Origin of the sequence: Pantoea sp. Fr+CA_20 (genome assembly GCF_024520835.1) — a bacterium.
Classification (GTDB): Bacteria; Pseudomonadota; Gammaproteobacteria; order Enterobacterales; family Enterobacteriaceae; genus Pantoea; species Pantoea allii.
The window spans coordinates 287,782-308,062 of sequence record NZ_JALNPN010000001.1 but is presented as its reverse complement, the minus strand read 5'-3'; the positions used below and the strand labels follow the sequence as shown (position 1 = coordinate 308,062).

Here is a 20,281-nt window from a genome sequence, read left to right as displayed (position 1 = left end):
AGGAAGAAACAATGCAGTCGGAAAATGCCACTTTAGAAACGTGTTACGGCCCGGTCAGTAGCGATGTCATGGCGCGCGCCAGTAAAATTCGCCTGCTGATTTGCGACGTCGATGGCGTCATGTCGGATGGCCTGATTTACATGGGGAACAGCGGCGAAGAGCTTAAAACCTTTAACGTGCGCGACGGTTATGGCGTGCGTTGCCTGCTGACCTCGGACGTCGAAGTGGCTATTATTACCGGCCGCATGGCCAAACTGCTGGAAGATCGCTGCAAAACGCTCGGCATTCGCCACCTTTATCAGGGGCAATCCGATAAGCTTTTGGCCTACGGCGAACTTCTGGATACACTGTCGCTCTCTGACGATCAGGTGGCCTATATTGGCGACGATCTGATTGACTGGCCAGTGATGGCAAAAGTTGGGTTGAGCGTGGCAGTCGCGGATGCACATCCGCTACTGCTGGCGCGCGCGCGTTACGTCACGCGGATAGCCGGTGGGCGCGGTGCGGTTCGGGAACTGTGCGACCTCATCTTAATGGCGCAAAATAAATTCGAGGATGCCAAAGGGCAATCAGTATGAGTAAAAGCAGGCGTTGGATAACGTTAGGTCTGGCCTTGATTGCGCTGGTGCTTATTGGCTGGAATTTCACTAACCGGGATAGCGACAGCAGCGCGCCGGTAGCGAATAATAATCAAACGCCAACCTACACCAGTGCCAATTCGCACTCTGTGGTCTATAACCCGCAGGGCGGCCTGGCTTACAAACTGATATCGGACAAAGTGACCTATTTTGAAGACAGCGGAATAAGCTGGTTCGATAATCCCGTCATGACCACCTATGACGAAAATAAAATGCCTACCTGGACGATACGCGCAGATAAAGCAAAGCTTACCAAAGACCGTATGCTGTATCTTTATGGCCATGTCGAGTTGAATGCTCTGGCTCCGGATTCTGAGCTTGAGCGCATTAAAACGGACAATGCTCAGGTCAATCTTGTCACTCAGGACGTCGCGTCTGACGATCAGGTGACGTTATATGGCCGCAGTTTTAACTCTACCGGTATGAAAATGCGCGGTAATTTACGGACAAAGAACGCCGAGTTAATCGAAAAGGTCAAAACTTCTTATGAAATTCAAAATGAACAAAAACAGCATTAAGTTTTTACTGGCCAGCCTGCTGCTTGCAACCAGCGTGCCTGCTCTGGCGCTGACCGGTGACTCGGACAAACCCGTCAATATCGACTCTGCAAACCAGGCTCTGGATCTGCAAGGCAACGTGGCGACCTTCACCGGTAACGTCATTGTCACCCAAGGTTCGATTAAAATTACCGCTGATAAAGTTGTGGTGACGCGTCCTGGCGGCGACAGTAAGAAAACTATCGTTGATGCTTATGGTAACCCTGCGACCTTTTACCAGATGCAGGACAATGGCAAACCGGTTCAGGGGCACGCGTCCAAGCTGCATTATGAGCTGGCCAATGACTTTGTTGAGCTGACCGGCAATGCGTATATTCAACAGCTGGACAGCAACATCAAAGGCGACCGCATCACCTATCTGGTCAAAGAGCAAAAAATGCAGGCTTACAGCCAGGGCCAGAGCAATCGCGTGACGACCGTGCTGGTGCCTTCGCAGTTGCAGGATAAGCCCGCGTCAACCAACAGCGAAAAAAAGAGTAACTGATCACTATGGCCACATTAATCGCAGAAAACCTGGCGAAGGCATATAAAGGCCGTCGCGTGGTTGAAGACGTGAGTCTGCAGGTAAAATCCGGTGAAATCGTCGGTCTGCTGGGCCCCAACGGCGCCGGTAAAACCACCACCTTTTACATGGTGGTAGGCATTGTTCCGCGTGATGCGGGACGCATCATCATCGATGACGAAGACATCAGTATTCTGCCGCTCCATGCGCGTGCACGTCGCGGCATCGGCTATCTGCCGCAGGAAGCATCTATCTTCCGTCGCCTGAGCGTGTACGACAACCTGATGGCGGTGCTGCAAATCCGCGACGACTTAACCGAAGAGCAGCGACAGGACCGGGCTAACGAGCTAATGGATGAGTTTCATATTGCGCATCTGCGCGACAATATGGGGCAATCGCTGTCGGGCGGTGAACGCCGTCGTGTTGAGATCGCGCGTGCGCTGGCGGCTAATCCGAAATTTATCCTGCTGGATGAGCCGTTTGCCGGGGTTGATCCCATTTCCGTTATCGACATTAAAAAGATCATTGAACACCTGCGTGACAGTGGCCTTGGCGTGCTGATTACTGACCATAACGTGCGTGAAACGCTGGCGGTGTGTGAACGCGCTTATATCGTCAGTCAGGGCAACCTGATTGCACACGGTACGCCGAGCGAAGTCCTTGCAGATGAGCAAGTTAAACGGGTTTATTTGGGTGAAGAGTTCAGACTCTGATAAGGTGTCGTTAATACTGATGTTTACCCGGGAATATCCATCCTGTCTATGAAGCAAGGTTTGCAACTCAGGCTCAGCCAACAACTGGCAATGACCCCACAGCTGCAGCAGGCGATTCGTCTGCTGCAGCTTTCTACGCTTGAACTTCAGCAAGAGTTACAGCTGGCGTTGGAAAGTAATCCCCTGCTTGAGCAAACCGAACAGCACGAAGAAATAGACGCAAAAGAGTATCAGGAAGGCGAAGCGGGACTGGACACCCGTGAAGCGCTGGAACAGAAGGATATGCCCGAAGAGTTGCCGCTTGACGCGACCTGGGATGAGATTTACACCGCAGGCACGCCCTCAGGAACCGGTACCGATTATCAGGATGATGAACTGCCGATTTACCAGGGTGAAACCACGCAGTCTCTTCAGGACTACCTGATGTGGCAGGTGGAGTTAACGCCTTTTAGCGATAACGATCGTGCCATTGCCACATCCATCGTCGATGCCATCGATGACACGGGTTACCTTACCGTTTCGCTTGAAGACATTCTTGACAGTATCGGTAACGATGAGCTGGAAATGGATGAGGTTGAAGCCGTGTTGAAGCGCATTCAGCGTTTTGATCCGGTCGGCGTTGGCGCGCGCGATTTACGTGACTGCCTGCTGGTGCAGCTGTCGCAGTACGCGCCCGAAACGCCTATGCTGGCGGAAGCACGGTTGATCGTCAGCAGCCATCTTGATCTTCTTGCTAATCATGACTTCCGCAGCCTGATGCGCGTGACGCGTCTGAAAGAAGACGTGCTGAAAGAGGCGATGCTGCTGATTCAGTCGCTCGATCCACGTCCGGGGCAGTCGATTAACACCGGCGAACCGGAATACGTTATTCCTGATGTGCTGGTACGCAAAGTCGCGACGCGCTGGACGGTTGAGCTCAACACCGACAGTCTCCCGCGACTGAAGATTAACCAGCAGTACGCCGCCATGGGCGGTGCCGGACGTAACGACAGCGACAGTCAGTTTATCCGCAGCAACTTGCAGGAAGCCCGCTGGCTGATTAAAAGCCTTGAAAGCCGTAACGAGACATTATTAAAAGTCTCCCGCTGTATTGTTGAGCAGCAGCAGGCCTTTTTTGAGCAGGGAGAGGAATTTATGCGTCCCATGGTGCTGGCCGATATTGCCCAGGCTGTCGATATGCATGAATCGACCATTTCCCGCGTTACCACGCAAAAATACCTTCACAGCCCGCGTGGCATTTTTGAACTGAAGTATTTTTTCTCCAGCCATGTTAATACTGAAGGTGGCGGAGAAGCGTCATCTACCGCTATTCGTGCGCTGGTGAAAAAATTAATCTCGGCGGAAAACCCCGCCAAGCCCTTGAGTGACAGTAAACTGACCTCCATGTTATCTGATCAAGGGATAATAGTGGCACGTCGAACCGTCGCTAAATATCGCGAGTCTTTGTCCATACCGCCTTCAAATCAGCGTAAACAACTGGTTTGACAGAAATGAGAAGGAAGACCTATGCAGCTGAACCTTACCGGGCAAAACGTTGAAATCACCGACCCCTTGCGGGCGTTCCTGACGACAAAATTTGCCAAACTGGAACATTACTTTGATCATATCAATCAGGTGTATGTTGTCCTGAAAGTGGAAAAGGTGACGCAAATCGCCGATGCGACCCTGCACGTCAATGGTGGCGAGCTGCACGCGACCTCTGAAGCGGAAGATATGTATGCGGCGATTGACGGATTGATTGACAAGTTGGCCCGTCAACTGACCAAATATAAAGACAAGCTAAAAAAACACTAACCTTCACGCTGGCAGGCGCGCCCGGCGCGCAGAGCTGAAAGGATGGGGCGGATTAACCGCCCCGTTTTGTCATCTATGCCAGCGCCATTCACTCGCTACGTGATGTCTGCGTATTGATTGGATGGCTATGTGAACTCGCAAGTGAAACGATAATGAACAATGATTTAACACTGGAATTGAGCACAGTGCTTTCGCCAGACTGCACCCGCAGTAGCGTACACTGCCAAAGCAAAAAACGGGCGCTTGAGATTATCAGCGAACTGGCCGCTAAGCAGCTCAACCTGCCGCATCAAACGTTGTTTGAAGCGATTCTTACGCGTGAGCGTATGGGGAGCACCGGTATCGGTAACGGTATTGCCATTCCGCATGGCAAGCTGGAGGAGGATACCTTACGGGCCGTAGGCGTTTTTATCAGCCTGGAGCAACCCATTGCTTTCGATGCCGTGGATAACCAGCCCGTCGATCTCCTTTTTGCGCTGCTGGTTCCGGCTGACCAGTGTAAAACCCATCTACATACGCTGTCGTTAGTGGCAAAACGGCTGGCGGATAAAACGGTTTGCCGCCGCCTGCGTGCCGCGCAGAGCGATGAAGAGCTGTATGCGATTATTACCGAAGAACCAACAGAGCAATAAAGCGCGTGATTTACCGGTTTGAACCGGATTTAAAACGGGAGAGAAGGTCATGGTGCTGATGATCGTCAGCGGTCGGTCAGGCTCAGGAAAGTCAGTGGCGCTCCGCGCGCTGGAAGACATGGGTTTTTACTGCGTTGATAACCTGCCAGTGGTACTGTTGCCACAGTTAGCAGAGTCACTGGTCGAGCGCAATATCTCTGCGGCGGTCAGTATTGATGTGCGTAATATGCCTGAATCTCCTGAGATTTTTGAAACAGCGCTCAACAATCTGCCTTCGGCATTTTCACCGCAGCTGCTGTTTCTTGATGCCGATCGCAACACGCTGATCCGTCGTTACAGTGATACGCGCCGCCTGCATCCGTTATCCAGCAAGAATCTGTCGCTGGAAAGCGCGATTGATGAAGAAAGTGACCTGCTTGAGCCTCTGCGTTCCCGTGCCGATCTGATTATTGATACCTCAGAAATGTCGGTACATGAGCTGGCTGAAATGCTGCGTACCCGCTTGCTGGGTAAACGCGAGCGTGAGCTGACGATGGTGTTTGAGTCGTTTGGCTTCAAACATGGTATTCCCATCGATGCCGATTACGTCTTTGACGTGCGCTTTTTGCCTAACCCACACTGGGACCCCAAGCTACGTCCGATGACGGGCCTGGATCGGCCTGTCGCCGCGTTCCTCGATCGTCACACCGAAGTCCATAACTTCATTTATCAGACGCGTAGCTATCTGGAACTCTGGCTGCCCATGCTGGAGACCAATAACCGCAGCTACCTCACCGTGGCGATCGGTTGTACCGGCGGTAAGCACCGTTCGGTTTATATCGCAGAGCAGCTGGCTGACTATTTTCGCTCACGCGGTAAAAATGTACAGTCTCGTCATCGCACGCTGGAAAAACGTAAATCATGACCGTTAAGCAAACTGTTGAAATCAGAAATAAGCTGGGCATGCACGCGCGCCCCGCCATGAAGCTGTTTGAACTGGTACAGAGTTTCGATGCAGAAGTGCTGTTACGCAATGAGACCGGTACCGAGGCGGAAGCCAGCAGCGTTATTGCGTTACTGATGCTGGACTCTGCCAAAGGCGGTCATATTGAGATAGAGGCCAGCGGCCCGCAGGAAACCGAAGCACTGGCCGCTGTCATTGAGCTGTTTGAAGCCGGATTCGACGAAGATTAACGTCAGTTCAGGTGATTGCGCTGCAGAAAGCCTTCTCCACCTAACTGACGCATCTGACGCAAAATCCACTGCTGGCGTTGACGAACATAGCCTGATGGCGCGTCTGCGCGAAAGCGCAGTGGATTGGGTAAAACCGCAGCCAGCAATGCCGCTTCTGACATGGTTAAACGGCTGGCGGGCTTATTAAAGAAGCGGCGTGACGCAGCCTCTACCCCAAAAGTGCCTTTGCCAAACTCCGCGATGTTCAGGTAAACCGTTAAGATCCGCCGTTTGGTCCACACCGTTTCCAGCCCAACAGTTAATCCTGCTTCCAGCCCTTTACGAATCCAACTACGTCCATCCCATAAAAACAGGTTTTTTGCCGTTTGCTGCGACAGGGTTGATGCACCGCGCATCCGGCTGTCACTGTCGTGCAGAACGGACTGGATGGCCGCCACGTCAAAGCCCCAATGATTGGGGAAGTTTTGATCTTCTGAAGCAATAACGGCCAGTTTCATCCAGGGCGAGATTTCCTCTCGGCCTACCCAGTCGGAATGGGATACGTAGCCAAAATCGCCTCTAAACCAGGCACCTATCTGACGCTCCGCCATCACCGCAGAGAACGGCACCGGTACAAACGAAAAGAGTAAAATGCCCGCCAGCCACAGTCCCACCCAAATCAATACAATGCGCATCACCAGCGGCTTAATGCGCCGCCACAGATTCCCTTTATGCTTACTCATACGATCGTCTCAAATTTTTTTGTGTTAATTAATTTCAGGCGTAATCACCACCCGCAATAAAAATCTTTACCGAAAAAGACGGGGTGACAATGTGCAATGTTTATAACAAGAGAATGAAAATGCATTGTGAATGCAACAATAGTTTGAATGAGTTCAATTACTTCCGCAGAGAAGGAATCGGTTCCATCCTCTCTGTCGTGCGCTCTACTTTTTCAGAAAGATGATACCATTTTGTGACAATACCTCGCCTCAATGTTTCATATAACTTATGTATAATTCTGTTGGGGCAGCAAACTGTTTCCATTAGCTGGAGACAAAATGTTCTTTCAGTCGTCATGTTTCGTGTTTTAACTGTTACAAGACGGTGTTTTAACCCTATGTTTTCGCCGAACTATAAAGCGTTTTCTATCGGTAAAACCTTTTAATGGTGCGGGAAGATCAGGTTTTCCGAAACGTTTTGGGTCCGCGGGAACGAATTTCTTCATTATTCTTTATTATCATAAGTTTATATCTATTTTAATCCAGAACAGCGATGAAAAATTTTGGTTACAGCGCGCAACACAGGTTTTGTTAACAAATTTGGGTTAAGCCCGTACAAAAAACAGAAGTTTTGATTAAAAAATAACCAATGTGACTGTTTAATTGATTCCTTGCTTGACTATGTTGTCGAATTAATGTTTCCTGTATTTAAACGCGGTTCAACATCACAAATTTTAATGAATCTTGTCACAAGGTAATTTGAATTTGCTAAGGTGTTGCAAGTGTTAACCAATACCCCGCTGTTGCATTGAAAACATTAAGCATAGCAGCAGCGTCTTTTTCCCTGGTGTTGGCGCAGTATTAGCGCACCCCGGCCTCGGCTGGGGTCATTTTTTTGTACTACCGCTGTTTTTCAGCCACCCACTCGCGCAGTACTTGCACATCGTGTCGCCATTCACGCTTAAGCTCTTCAACCCATTCGCCCACATTGTCCCACCAGGCCGGTAACTCAGGGCTTTGAATTTGCTTTGCCACCTGCTGAAGGTGCTGCAGACCCACCGATCCCGCTGCGCCTTTGATCTTGTGCCCCTCTTCAGCAATGCCTTTTTGGTCGCGCGCCATCAGATTAGAATCCAGTACATCCAGGTAACCCGGCATCATCTGTTCAAACATGGTCAGACTTTGCGTGATCAGATTCGGCCCCACCAGCTCAAGGTATTGCTCAAGCATCGGGATATCCAGTAATGCATCGGATTGACTGGCGCTCGCCGCCGTCACGGGCAGGCCATCACTTTCAGGCTGATAGTCCCAAAACTTTTTGATAATGGCCGTTAACGCCGGTACGGCAAGCGGTTTACTGAGCACATCGTCCATGCCCGCATCAAAATACTCTTTTTTATCTTTCAGCACGTTGGCCGTTAAGGCGACTAACGGTGGCAGGTTTGCATCAGGATGTTGCTGGCGCAGGGCGCGTGAAACGTCCATTCCGGTCATGTCCGGCAGTTGGATATCTAACAGCACCAGATCGAACTCCAGCGGATCGAACATCTCCAGCGCCGCCTTCCCGGTCATGGCCACCTCTACGCTGCACCCAAGTTTTTCCAGCACCGAGCGGGCCACGATCACATTCAGCTCGATATCTTCCACCAGCAGCACATGTAAGGCCGGCAGCGGCAGCGTGTCGTCCACGCCCTCATCTTCCACTTCCTCTGCGATGCGCGGAGCTTTTATCACCACCGTAAAGCAGGAGCCCTGTCCCGGTGCGCTGCTTACGCTGATATCCCCGCCCATGGCCTGCGCCAGACGGCGTGAAACCGCCAGGCCGATACCGGTTCCGGTCGCTGGCTTGCCGCCATGCTGGTCGGTGACCTGATAGTACATAGCAAAAATTTTATCCTGCTCTTCCTGACGAATCCCCTGCCCGGAATCCTGTACCTCAAAGCGCAGCGTTTCATCCTGCTCGTAGGCCACACGCACGACAATCTCTCCCTGCTGGGTGAATTTCACGGCGTTGCCAATCAGGTTCCACAGAATCTGTCGCAGGCGCGTGCCATCGGTAGAGATTTTATGCGGCAGCGGTAACTGTGGTGCCATCACGAACTTCAGCCCTTTCGGCTGGGCCAGTAAGCCTGAGAGGTTTTCCAGATCGGCAAGGAAACTGGTGAAATCGACCGGCTGGTTATCCAGTTGGACCTTACGACGTTCGATCTTATCGACTTCAATCACGTCATTGAAAATATTGCCCAGGGTAATCGCAGAGACGTGAATGGTTTTAAGGTACTTGAGCTGCTCCTGATTCAGATCGGTATCCAGCAAAATACGACTCAGGCCGACAATGCCGTTAAGCGGCGTACGAAGCTCGTGGCTGATCGTTGAGATAAAGGTGGTCTTCTCCCTGCTGGCGCTCTCCAACGCGTCCTGGTAGCGTTTACGCTCGGTTATATCGCGTCCGAAGCCCATCAGCCCACTCCGCTTACCTACCCGATCGTAATAAGGTACTTTGCGGATCTCAAAACAGGCTTTACGCCCATCGGGATACTGCAACCACTGTTCATAGGTGAGCGACACGTTATGCCGGAAGACCTTTTCATCTGTTTCAAGGACTTTGGTGGCCGTGTCGTTGTCATAGATGTCGCGTGGGGTAAGCCCAATCAGCTGTTTTTCGCTTTTGCCGGTTAACAGTTCCATGGCGCGGTTACAGCCTGAGAACTGTTTGTCGATGTTGCGATAAAAGACCAGGTCCGGTGACGCATCCAGGAAAGAGCGCAGAAAGGAGGACTGTTGCTCCAGTTCGATTTGCGCCTGTTCGCGACGAGCAACCTCTTCGCGCAGCTTCGCCATCACCTGTTCACGTGCCTCTTCGGCTTTTTTACGGTCGGTGATTTCCTGATTGAGCTGGGAAATGGTCTCTTTCATCTGCTGGTTCAGTTCAAGATCGCGCGTACGCATCTCTTCCAGCTTATCCACCAGCCGTGCCAGGCGCTGGCGTGACTCTTCCAGTTGATCCACGACGACAGAAAGAAAGTAGACCGCCCAAGGGGTGATGAGCAGACCAAAAAAGACCGATCGGACCATATCGATACTTTCAACATGACCACGCAGCACCATGGTCACGGCCATCTGAACAATCATGGCCAGCACGACCAGCGCCGACGCCAGTAACAGCGAGAAACGTACCAGGCCAAGCTTGACCATCAAATCAACATAATATTGCGCCAGCAGGCGAATCTGTTTCATAAACACTCCCTGGATGAGAACAGGCACATGATAGCGTATTTACTTCGTGGTCGTCGCAATGCATCCGGTGAGATCCCAGCGCTAACGCACTTTAATGGTGCAAAAGGCGGTTGCTTCGCCGACGTTCATGACCTTACCGCTAAAACCCTTGACTAATTGTGCTAACTCAATGAATCTGTACGGCCGCCTGTCAAAAAGGCGCGTCTTATCTGCTCGTCTTTTTTCGCCCGGCAACGTCCCTTTGCCGCGATTTCCTGCTTTTTATGCATACTCATTCATATAAATCGTATTTTTAAGCAACCTACCGTAATTAATTTTGCTAATCATGCCGCCCTTATTCATTCAAATTTGCTGCTATAAGAAAAACAGATACATCCTGCGCTTCCACTGCCTGAAGCAGCATTTGATGCTGTTTAGCACCTCGTCTCCAGCATACTTAAGTGATTTCACGCCTACAGCACAGTGATACAGTTCACATTTCATCCCTTGTACCTTAGTGAAAAACTGACACATTTTAGACATAAAAACATAATAATTTCATTAGGTTAACGACATAAAAGCGAGGTTAAACTGTGTCAGACTCGCTATTTGACCTCGATTCGCTTTCCCGATAAGTTGGAATTCCGCTGAAAGCTTTCATGATGGGCACGCGTCACGGCATATCTATGCAACATGACGTCCACATGGTTTGAGTCATCTCCTTTCGAGAACGGAAAAAACACGCACTACGCATCAAGGGGCATCTCCTCCTGACGCTGAAAAGTGCGCAAAACCCAACCGCGCAGGCTGTCAGGCGCGGAAATGAAAGAATTTGCGCTGGGAAGATTGTGTAGTTGAACTCAGTGCCTGAAACAATGCAGGTAATGTCTAGAGCAGTTTAAGGAGACCCTCAATGTCCAGTAAAAAACCTGATTCCTATGGCTTATATAACCCAGCAGCAGGAAGTGACAGCTGTGGTGTAGGTTTCATTACCCGTAAGGACGGCGAGCAGACCCATGAAATTCTGCGTATGGCGCATAGCGCGCTCTGCACGGTGCCGCACCGCGGTGGCATGTCTGCTGAGGGCGTTGGCGATGGCGCAGGCGTTAACGTCGATCTTTCACTGCATTTCTTCCGTAAAATTACCGGTCAGGCGCTGGAAGCCGGTCGCTTTGGCGTCGGTAACTTTTTCGTTCCTAAAGACGTTGAACTGCGCGCCAATGCCGAACGTTTGGTAGAAGAGACGTTAAGCCGTTTTAACCTGCCGGTTATCATGAAACGCGAAATGCCGCTGGATAACAGTGTGACACGTCCGGCTGCCGTGCAGTTTCAGCTTCCTATTGTGCAGTGGATTTTTGCCGCACCTCAGGACATCAGTGAGCAAAGTGATTTTGAAAAACAGATCTATCGCGCACTGTTGACCATTGAGGCCCAGGCCTTTACCCAAAGCGAGTTCGGCGGGTTATATCCGCTGTCGCTGTCATCCCGCACACAAGTCTTTAAAGCCCGCCTGAACTCGAATGAAGTGATTCCTTACTTCAAGGATCTGACCGATCCCGATCATCAGGTACGCGGACTGTTTTTCCACACTCGCTTCTCAACCAATACCGATCCGCACACCACCATGGCGCAACCTTTCCGGTTGATGGCCCATAATGGTGAGCTGAATACCGACCGTAAAAACCGTATCGCCGAATCCGCGCTGGCCTCTGCCCGTGGCAAAACGATTGTACGACCAAAAGGTCAGTCTGACAGTTCGCGCCTGGACCAGAGTATTCACAGCCGGTTGATGGAAGACGATCTGGATCTGATCACCGCCGTGGTTTCCATGATGCCCCCGGCCTGGGAAAACGATACCGCGCTCTCCCCTGCCGTCCGCGACATGCTGGAGTATTTTTCGCTGTACGAAGAGAAAAACGATGGCCCTGCCGCGCTCATCTTTGGTAACGGCGAAGTGATTGGTGCACGTCTTGATCGCCTGGGGCTGCGTCCACTGCGTTCGGTTGAAACGGCGGAGTATATTGGTGCCATGTCTGAAGCGGGCCAGATCGCGTTCCCACCTGAAAGCGTGCTGCGCCGTGGTCGTATCGAAGCTGGCGGGATGCTCTATTTTGATCATCGCGAAAAGCGCAGTTACACCACGCATGAGGCGCTGGAAAAACTGGCTGCAGAAAAAGACTATGCCGCATTGGTCAGCAAATCGCGTGTCGATTTGCAAGAGTTGCCGGTCATTCCCGCGGAACAACAGGGCTCTCCCCTGCGCTATCGCGGCGATCTGAAAACCTATCAGCGCTTCGTGGCTTACTACTACAACCAGGAAAGCTTCAAGTTCATGATGGACCCCATGCTGAACACCGGCGCAGAGAAAATCTCGGCGATGGGTTACGGCAACGCCATCAACGGCCTGTCCGATCATGAAGGCGGCATGGCGCACTATTTCTCACAGCGCTTTGCCCAGGTGACTAACCCGCCGCTGGACTCCATTCGTGAAGCGGACGGCATGACGCTGCGCGTAGCCCTGGGGGCGAAACCGCATCTGGGACGCAGTAAAGGCCGCCAGATCATCGTGCCTACGCCGATTCTGACCCATCTGGACATGCTACAGCTGCGTGAACAGAATGTCGCGCCTTATGCCCGCTTTGACATGCTGTATGAACCGGTAATCGGCAAAGACCTGCTCAGCCGCACGGCCAACGCCAGTGCGCTGGAAAAAGCGATTGACGATCTGGCCCAGCAGGTGGTGGATTTTGCCCGTTCACAGGGCGGCATCGCGGTACTGACCGATCGCCATATCTCCTCCACGCAAGCGGCCCTGCCAATGCTGCTGGTTATCTCTGCGGTTAACCAGCGTCTGGTGCAGGAAGGCTTGCGCCTTGACGTTTCACTGGTGGTAGAGAGTGGGCAGATTATCTCTTCCCATCATATTGCTGCCACGCTGGGCTTTGGCGCATCGGCCGTTTATCCGCTTGGCGTGCAAATGCGCGCTGAGGAAAAATTTGGTGAAGGCGAGGAAGGCAATAAAGCCTTTAAACGCTACGCCAAAGCCGCTGAAAAAGCTCTGATGAAAACCATGGGCAAAGTCGGCCTGTGTACCGTAGAGAGCTACAGTAGCGGGGAATTCTTTGAGCCTAACTTCCTGAATACGGACGATCCGGTCCTGAGAAAGTATTACCCCAATATCAAAACGCCCGTCGGCGGCGCAGGCTTTGCCACTATCGCGCAGATGGCGGTGGACTGGCATCAAAGCGCACTGAAAATTCAGGGCGAATCCGAAGTGCCCCTGCTGGGGCTGTTTAAAGAGCGTGCAGAAGGCGCGGGCCACTCTTACGGCACCATTGCCGTACGCACCTTTATTGATATGACTGAAGAACCGATTCGCTTCGCGGACAAAGCGCGTGAAGAGGATAACTTTATTCGGCTGATGACGCTGGCCCGTCTGGAAAATGCCTTTGGCATCAAGCCAGAGACATTCAAAGACAGCAGCTTTGAGCGCATCCCGGATGACGTGATGAATAATTTTGCCATTACGGCCGATTATCGTCAGTTCTCCAGCCTGATGTATGAAGAGCGCAAGCGCCGTCCCGCTGCACTGCGCGATATTCTGGCCTTCCCGGCGGACTTGACCCACATCGACAGTGAAGCCGAATTCCGGCGTAAGCTGGGTCGCTACTCGCTGACCAACAACGGCTTTGCCACGCGCGGTCTGGTATGTGATGCCATTGAAGGCAGCCAGAACGCCTTTATGTTGCGTCTGACCGATGCGATTGTCGGGCTGAAGCCGGAGAGCGAGCGCCTGCTTAACCTGTCTCGTGCGCTGAAAGCCCGCTTTAATGACGAAATTGAAACGGCTGAGGTGGTCGCCGGTGGCCTGAAAGTGACCGCCAGCGGCAAAGCGGCAGACTATCTGTCACGTATCTTTACCGCGCTGCCGTCGCTGCCGCTGAGCGATATTCAACCCGCATGCGAAATCACCCGCACATTCGCCTCTGGCGCAATGAGCCACGGCGCGCTGGTGGCTCCGGCGCATGAAGCGGTCGCGCACGGCACCAATATGGTTGGCGGCATGAGCAACTGCGGTGAAGGCGGCGAACACTACTCGCGTCACGGCACCATTCGTGCCTCACGCATCAAACAGCTGGCCTCTGGCCGCTTCGGTGTCTGGGCGGCTTACCTTGCCGATCCGATGCTGGAAGAGCTGGAGATCAAAATCGGCCAGGGTGCGAAGCCCGGCGAAGGCGGCCAGCTTCCTGCGGCCAAAGTGACCGTGGAGATCGCAGCAGCGCGTGGCGGCACGCCGGGCGTTGAGCTGGTTTCTCCTCCGCCGCACCACGATACTTACTCAATTGAAGATCTGGCGCAGCTGATTCACGACTGTAAAGCGGCCCGCGTACGCGTCATTGTGAAGCTGGTGTCCTCCGAGGGAATTGGCACCATTGCCGTCGGCGTGGCAAAAGCCGGTGCTGACGTGATTAACGTTGCCGGTAACACCGGCGGCACAGGCGCGGCCTCGGTGACCAGCCTGAAATATACCGGACGCGTAGCGGAAATCGGCATCGCCGAAGTCCATCAGGCGCTGTGTGCAAACGGTCTGCGCGACAAAGTGCTGCTGCGCTGCTCCGGCGCACAGCAAACCGGCAGCGATGTAGTGAAATCCGCGCTGCTGGGCGGCGACAGCTTTGAGTTTGGTACCACTGCGCTGATGATGCTGAAATGCGTGATGGCGAAAAACTGTAACGTTAAATGCCCGGCAGGGTTAACCACGAACGCCGAAGCGTTTGATGGCGATCCACGTCAGCTCGCACAGTATTTCCTGAACGTCGCACACGAAGTGCGTGAAATTCTGGCGCGGATGGGCCTGCGCTCCCTGCGTGAAGCGCGTGGTCGCGCCGATCTGCTCCACCTGATGGATCACCCGCTGGAAGTAGGCAAGCTGGATCTGCGCGCAATGCTCACCGTGGTGCCAGAGCTGAAAATCGACAAGCCGGTTTACCTGGAAAAAGATTTTGAGCTGGATGACATCTGGGTTGAAGAGCTCAGCCAGCAGCTGGTGGAACAGGGCAAAACAACGCTGCAGTTGGGCCACGAGGTCGTGCTTAACAACCGCAATAAAAGCGTGGGCGGTCAGTTAGCTATCGATATTGAGCGCATGCTGAATCACACCCTGACGGCGGCACAGATCCAGGCGATGCCGGCCGTGCTGCAGGACGATCGCGGTCGTCGCTACCTGGCACCTGAAACGGTAAACATCACCACAACAGGCTCAGCAGGTCAGTCCTTTGGTGCATTCTGCAATGACGGCATGGTGATGAAACATCGTGGCACCTGTAACGATGGCGTCGGTAAAGGCCAGTGCGGCGGCGAACTGGTGGTGTTATCACCCGGTGGCGGCGCACAGGACAGCGATGGCAACGTCCTGATCGGTAACTTCGCCCTGTTTGGCGCAACCGGCGGCCGTCTGTTCGTTCAGGGCCAGGCGGGCGACCGTTTCGCGGTACGTAACTCCGGTGCAACTGCCGTGGTGGAAGGCGTCGGTGACTTCTGCTGCGAATATATGACCAACGGCGCAGTGTTAAACCTGGGCACTTTTGGTAAAGGCTTCGGTAACGGCATGAGCGGCGGTTTTGCTTACCAGTACGATCCCTATGGCTCACTGGCCAACCATGCGGCAGGCGATTCTGTCCTGTTTGGCTCCATTGCCGACCAGGATGAGCTGGCGCAGATCCATAAGCAGGCGGTCTGGACCATGCTGAACTGGCACCTTGCGGCCACGCAGTCTCCGCGTGCCGCCTGGCTGCTGGAACACTGGGAAACCGAGTGTCAGCACTTTGTTTACGTGATGCCACGTTCTCTGCTGCTTTATCAGGACGGCGGTGAAATTCTGAAGGCGAAATCCCGTAAGGATTTGCTGGAAGAACTGTCGACGGCGCTGGCTGCCCATCAGGTAGCCAAATTCAAAGCCGCCTGGCGTGAAGGCAAAACCATTGCTGACGGTGCGGTACCGGCCTATGGGGCGACCGATACGCAGGAAATGTTTGTTTTGCTTAACAACTACACCGTACTGAGCTTTGCGCAGCAACTGGCATTAGGTAAGTTACCTAAAGGCACCTCAGTTGAGGCCCCTGCCGTGGAGAAAGCCGTCCGCAATTTGCTGATGACAGAAGACTTTTCTCTGATCAGTAAACTGCAACGCCATGCGCGAGCAGCGATTGAAAACTACAGTGACAGCGAGTTGGCCAGCCTGATCGGTTCAAAACGCATGTCCGATTATAAAGCGGCACTGACGCAACGTAACATCCGCTCGATGGACAGCCTGGCCACCTATGGCTGGATCATGTATCAGGATGCCTGCAACCGTGAAATCCTCGGTCGCCTGCCTGATTTTGAAGAGTTGTTTGCGCGTGCGGCGTTACCTGAAATTGCAGCAGCGGTGGGTAAACTGGCCTGACAGCAGAGTCAGTGAACAGAACTGTGTTTAATCATGATTACCCGGATTTATTCGTCGTACCGGGCGCAGCGGCAACCTTATCCGCTCAGCAGCAAGCTGCTGAGCGCGCAGGAACCGACTGCCATCGACACGGCGACGTATGACGGTCAAGAGCGGGATTGAGTAAAGGTATCCATGAAAATTCCATATATTCCTGAAGATGCACCTTTTAATGGTGACCAGAAATACTGGCTGGCGGGCTTTCTGGCTGGCCTGCACTCCCGTTTGTTGGTGCTGGAAGATAAACAGCAGCCAGCGGCGGGCAGCAGTGCTGCCGCCACCACCCAACTGCACATCCTTTATGGTTCTCAGACCGGCAATGCTGAGGCGTTGGCCCAGTCAGCGGCGAAATCAGCCCGAGCCAAAGGTCTGGTGCCCGTCGTTCAGGCATTAGGCGATGTGGATCTCGACGTGTTCGCCACCATGCGCCACGTGCTGATTGTCACCTCAACCTATGGCGAAGGTGAAATGCCCGACAACGCCCAGCTGTTTTGGGACGCGATTTCAGCCAGCACTGCGCCGCGCCTGGAGCAGATGCACTTCGCCGTGCTGGCCATTGGCGATACCGGTTATGACGGATTCTGCCAGGCAGGTAAGTTCCTGGATATGCGTCTGGAACAGCTTGGTGCAAAACGCGTTGTCGACCGTATCGACTGCGATATTGATTACGAAGAGCCGTCGAATGAATGGCTGAACAGCACGATGCCACAGTTTGCCAGCAGCGCAGGCAGCAGCGGCACGGTGCTGGAGAGCGCCCCGGAAGCACCCGTCATTCCTGGCAGCAACAAATCCAACCCCTATGCGGCTGCCCTGATCACCAACAAGCGCCTGTCGAGCGAACAGTCAGCCAAGGACATTCGCCACTTCGAGTTTGATCTTAGCGACAGCGGTCTCAAGTATGAAGCCGGTGACGCGCTTGGCGTGATTCCGGTCAACGAACCGTCGCTGGTTAACCTGCTGCTTACGCAGTTGAACGCCGATTATCAGACGCCGGTGCCGGGTTTCGACCGAAGTCTGGGCGACCTGCTGACCTACCAGTTTGAAATTTCTGAGCCATCACGCAAGCTGATTGAGTGGGTAGGACAAAATACCACCAACCAGGAGCTGCGCCATGTCCTTCAGCATGATGATAAAGATGCCCTGGGTGTCTGGCTGTGGGGCAAAGATACGCTGGATCTGCTGCAGCTTGAGCTAACGCGTAGCCTGAGCGTGACAGAGTTTGTTGCCCTGCTGCGCCCGCTGCAGCACCGCGCCTACTCCATTTCATCCAGCTCAAAAGCGCATCCTAATCAGGTGCACCTGACCATTGCCTCTGTGCGCTATCACAGCGGTGGCCGTAACCGTAGCGGTGTGTGCTCAACCTACCTGGCAGAGCGCGTGCGCCGTGGTGAAAAGCCCGCGATCTTTATTTCGCCTAACAAAGCCTTCCGTGTGCCCGCCAACGGCAATGCCCCGCTGATTATGGTGGGACCGGGTACGGGCATCGCGCCGTTCCGTGCGTTTTTGCAGGAGCGTCAGGTGACAGGTGCCCAGGGCAAGAACTGGCTGTTCTTTGGCGATCAGCATCAGGAGCACGACTTCATTTATCGCGAAGAGCTCACAGCCTGGCAGGAGAGCGGTTTGCTCACGCGTCTTGATCTGGCCTTCTCGCGCGATCAGGACAAGAAAATCTACGTGCAGAACCGGATGCTGGAACAGGGCGCAGAGCTCTATGCCTGGCTACAGGAAGGGGGCTACTTCTACGTCTGTGGCGATGCATCACGCATGGCGAAAGACGTCGATAGCGCGCTGTATGAAATCGTGCGCCAGTTTGGCGGGCTGTCCAGCGAGCGAGCGGCCGACTACATCGATCAGCTGAAGAAAGAGAAACGCTACCTGCGCGACGTTTATTAATCCCTGCCGCAGAAAGCAAAAATCCGGGTAACCTGTGTTCCCGGATTTTTTTATGCCTGCTCTCTGGCAGGCAAAAACGCGCTATCTGGCAGGCAAAAAAATACCCGTCGAGGTGACGGGCATGCTGTGTTATTTCACCACACGCAGTGCGGGACGGCCACCACGTGGCGGCGGATCGTCATCAGGTGAATGATCATCATCGCTGGCATCATCAGGGCGGTCGCCGTCAATGACTGACATCACCGTTTCTTCCTGATTCTCTGGGAATTCCTGCGTCCCGCCTTCGTAGGCCGGTTCAGGTTCAAACATCGTGCCTGCACCGTTTTCACGCGCGTAGATAGCGAGTATAGCCGCCATCGGGACGTTCACCTGACGCGGAACGCCACCAAAACGTGCGTTAAACGAAACCTCATCGTTACCCAGGTCAAGATTACCGACGGCACGCGGCGCAATGTTCAATACAATCTGACCATCACGTGCATATTCCAGTGGTACCTGAACACCAGGCAGATTGATGTCGACGACCAAATGCGGTGTGAGCTGGTTATCCAGTAACCAGTCATAGAAAGCACGCAGTAAATAAGGCCGACGGGCTGTGAGTTGTGACATTTCCATAAATCAGCCCCGGGCTTGCAGGCGCATTTCACGTTCAGCTTCAGTCAGTGAAGCAAGGAAGGAGTCACGCTCAAATACGCGGTTCATATAGCCTTTCAGCTCTTTGGAGCCTGAACCGAGCAGATCGATACCCATTGACGGTAAACGCCACAGCAGCGGTGCCAGATAGCAGTCAACCAGGCTGAACTCGTCGCTCATAAAGAATGGCGTCCGTCCAAACAGAGGGGCAATCGCCAGTAACTCTTCACGCAGCTGCTTACGCGCCGCTTCAGCTTCCTGACCACTGCTGTTCTCAACCTTTCTCATCAGGCTGTACCAGTCTTGTTCGATACGGTGCATCATCAAACGGCTTTCGCCACGCGCGACAGGGTAAACAGGCATCAACGGTGGGTGTGGAAAACGCTCATCCAGATATTCCATGATGATGCGTGATTCGTACAGCGTCAGTTCGCGATCTACCAGCGTCGGCACGGTGCGGTACGGATTGAGGTCAATCAGATCCTGCGGCAGGTTATCCATTTCGACCTGCTCGATCTCTACGCTGACACCTTTCTCGGCAAGCACAATACGTACCTGATGGCTAAAAATGTCAGTAGGACCAGAAAACAGCGTCATTACCGAACGTTTGTTGGCAGCGACAGCCATGAAAACCTCCCAGTTTGTTCACAAAAAGTTACTGCGAATAGCCAACCACACGGCGACTCACCTGCTCATAGAACTCGCTCGCAATTCGCGCTAACCACCCCCGACAAATGCCAGGCGCATAACGCGCCAGCTTGCGGGCGCAAAGTGACACAGAGTTTACCAGATTTTAGGCAGCTTGTGGGTGGGGGAATGCATTTTTGCGGGCAAAATGCGAACAGTATTGTGGTTTTATGCGACAGGGCGACCTGATGCATAAAATAAAAAACCCGCCGAAGCGGGTTTTTTGCCAACTGTGTCTGCCGAAGCAGCAACAATTAACGTTTGGAGAACTGAGGACGACGACGTGCTTTACGCAGACCGACTTTCTTACGTTCAACCTGACGAGCATCACGGGTAACGAAGCCTGCTTTACGCAGTTCGCCACGCAGTGACTCATCATACTCCATCAGAGCGCGGGTGATACCATGACGGATCGCACCTGCCTGACCAGAGATACCGCCACCTTTAACGGTGACGAACAGATCGAATTTACCAACCAGGTCCAGCAGCTCAAGCGGCTGACGAACTACCATGCGGGCAGTTTCGCGACCGAAGTACTGTTCCAGAGAACGTTGGTTAATAACGATGTTACCGCTACCCGGCTTAATAAATACGCGAGCGGTAGAGCTTTTGCGGCGACCAGTGCCGTAGTTTTGAGTTTCAGCCATTGCCTTTAATC

Annotated in this window: 16 protein-coding genes; 11 read left to right on the top strand and 5 right to left on the bottom strand. The window is 53.2% G+C overall.

Translation table 11 applies throughout. The annotated features are described in order from the left end of the window. Positions 1 to 11: 11 nt before the first annotated feature. From kdsC to npr, 9 genes are all read left to right on the top strand, one after another. On the top strand, positions 12 to 578 hold the full coding sequence (kdsC, locus tag NR177_RS01415) for a 3-deoxy-manno-octulosonate-8-phosphatase KdsC (protein ID WP_256852145.1): 567 nt from the start codon (positions 12 to 14) through the stop codon (positions 576 to 578). Beyond that, positions 575 to 1,156 (top strand): LPS export ABC transporter periplasmic protein LptC, encoded by a 582-nt coding sequence (lptC, locus tag NR177_RS01410; RefSeq protein WP_241567392.1) that lies wholly within the window; start codon positions 575 to 577, stop codon positions 1,154 to 1,156. Before kdsC ends, lptC begins: the two co-directional genes overlap by 4 nt. After that, the gene (lptA, locus tag NR177_RS01405; protein ID WP_063878137.1) at positions 1,125 to 1,679 is read left to right on the top strand and encodes a lipopolysaccharide ABC transporter substrate-binding protein LptA; all 555 of its coding nucleotides are present in this window, start codon (positions 1,125 to 1,127) and stop codon (positions 1,677 to 1,679) included. The genes lptC and lptA overlap by 32 nt, the downstream gene beginning before the upstream one ends. A 5-nt stretch (positions 1,680 to 1,684) precedes the next feature. Then, on the top strand, positions 1,685 to 2,410 hold the full coding sequence (lptB, locus tag NR177_RS01400) for an LPS export ABC transporter ATP-binding protein (RefSeq protein ID WP_256852144.1): 726 nt from the start codon (positions 1,685 to 1,687) through the stop codon (positions 2,408 to 2,410). A 48-nt stretch (positions 2,411 to 2,458) separates the two neighbouring features. Further along, positions 2,459 to 3,895, top strand: a complete 1,437-nt coding sequence (gene rpoN, locus NR177_RS01395) for an RNA polymerase factor sigma-54 (RefSeq protein ID WP_096011459.1) — start codon at positions 2,459 to 2,461, stop codon at positions 3,893 to 3,895. A 21-nt stretch (positions 3,896 to 3,916) separates the two neighbouring features. Next, positions 3,917 to 4,204: a ribosome hibernation promoting factor gene (gene hpf, locus NR177_RS01390; protein ID WP_063878134.1), complete on the top strand. Its 288-nt coding sequence runs from the start codon at positions 3,917 to 3,919 to the stop codon at positions 4,202 to 4,204. Positions 4,205 to 4,356: 152 nt separating this feature from the next. Beyond that, positions 4,357 to 4,836: a PTS IIA-like nitrogen regulatory protein PtsN gene (ptsN, locus tag NR177_RS01385; RefSeq protein ID WP_063878133.1), complete on the top strand. Its 480-nt coding sequence runs from the start codon at positions 4,357 to 4,359 to the stop codon at positions 4,834 to 4,836. Positions 4,837 to 4,885: 49 nt separating this feature from the next. Beyond that, positions 4,886 to 5,740 carry an RNase adapter RapZ gene (gene rapZ, locus NR177_RS01380; RefSeq protein WP_063878132.1) on the top strand — a complete coding sequence of 285 codons (855 nt, stop codon included), beginning with the start codon at positions 4,886 to 4,888 and terminating at the stop codon, positions 5,738 to 5,740. Next, on the top strand, positions 5,737 to 6,009 hold the full coding sequence (gene npr, locus NR177_RS01375) for a PTS phosphocarrier protein NPr (RefSeq protein WP_063878131.1): 273 nt from the start codon (positions 5,737 to 5,739) through the stop codon (positions 6,007 to 6,009). Before rapZ ends, npr begins: the two co-directional genes overlap by 4 nt. A 2-nt stretch (positions 6,010 to 6,011) precedes the next feature. On the opposite strand, the gene mtgA is transcribed toward npr, so the two are convergent. Together mtgA and arcB are read right to left on the bottom strand one after the other, a co-directional pair. Beyond that, positions 6,012 to 6,731, bottom strand: coding sequence for a monofunctional biosynthetic peptidoglycan transglycosylase (mtgA, locus tag NR177_RS01370; protein ID WP_256852143.1), 720 nt, complete (start codon positions 6,729 to 6,731; stop codon positions 6,012 to 6,014). 879 nt (positions 6,732 to 7,610) lie between these two features. Beyond that, a complete protein-coding gene (gene arcB, locus NR177_RS01365; protein ID WP_063878129.1) occupies positions 7,611 to 9,947 on the bottom strand; it encodes an aerobic respiration two-component sensor histidine kinase ArcB in 2,337 nt (778 codons plus the stop codon). 892 nt (positions 9,948 to 10,839) lie between these two features. Here arcB and NR177_RS01360 point away from each other — a divergent pair. After that, a complete protein-coding gene (locus NR177_RS01360) occupies positions 10,840 to 16,371 on the top strand; it encodes a glutamate synthase-related protein (protein WP_256852142.1) in 5,532 nt (1,843 codons plus the stop codon). A gap of 174 nt (positions 16,372 to 16,545) precedes the next feature. Next, positions 16,546 to 18,303, top strand: coding sequence for a sulfite reductase subunit alpha (locus NR177_RS01355; protein ID WP_063878127.1), 1,758 nt, complete (start codon positions 16,546 to 16,548; stop codon positions 18,301 to 18,303). A 129-nt stretch (positions 18,304 to 18,432) separates the two neighbouring features. On the opposite strand, the gene sspB is transcribed toward NR177_RS01355, so the two are convergent. The 3 genes from sspB to rpsI all read right to left on the bottom strand — a co-directional run bounded on the left by sspB (position 18,433) and on the right by rpsI (position 20,270). After that, entirely contained in the window at positions 18,433 to 18,918 is a 486-nt protein-coding gene (gene sspB / locus NR177_RS01350; protein ID WP_063878126.1) for a ClpXP protease specificity-enhancing factor, read from the bottom strand. A 3-nt stretch (positions 18,919 to 18,921) separates the two neighbouring features. Then, positions 18,922 to 19,563, bottom strand: coding sequence for a stringent starvation protein SspA (sspA, locus tag NR177_RS01345; RefSeq protein ID WP_013024313.1), 642 nt, complete (start codon positions 19,561 to 19,563; stop codon positions 18,922 to 18,924). Positions 19,564 to 19,877: 314 nt separating this feature from the next. Then, the gene (rpsI, locus tag NR177_RS01340; protein ID WP_063878125.1) at positions 19,878 to 20,270 is read right to left on the bottom strand and encodes a 30S ribosomal protein S9; all 393 of its coding nucleotides are present in this window, start codon (positions 20,268 to 20,270) and stop codon (positions 19,878 to 19,880) included. Between the last annotated feature and the right edge of the window lie 11 nt (positions 20,271 to 20,281).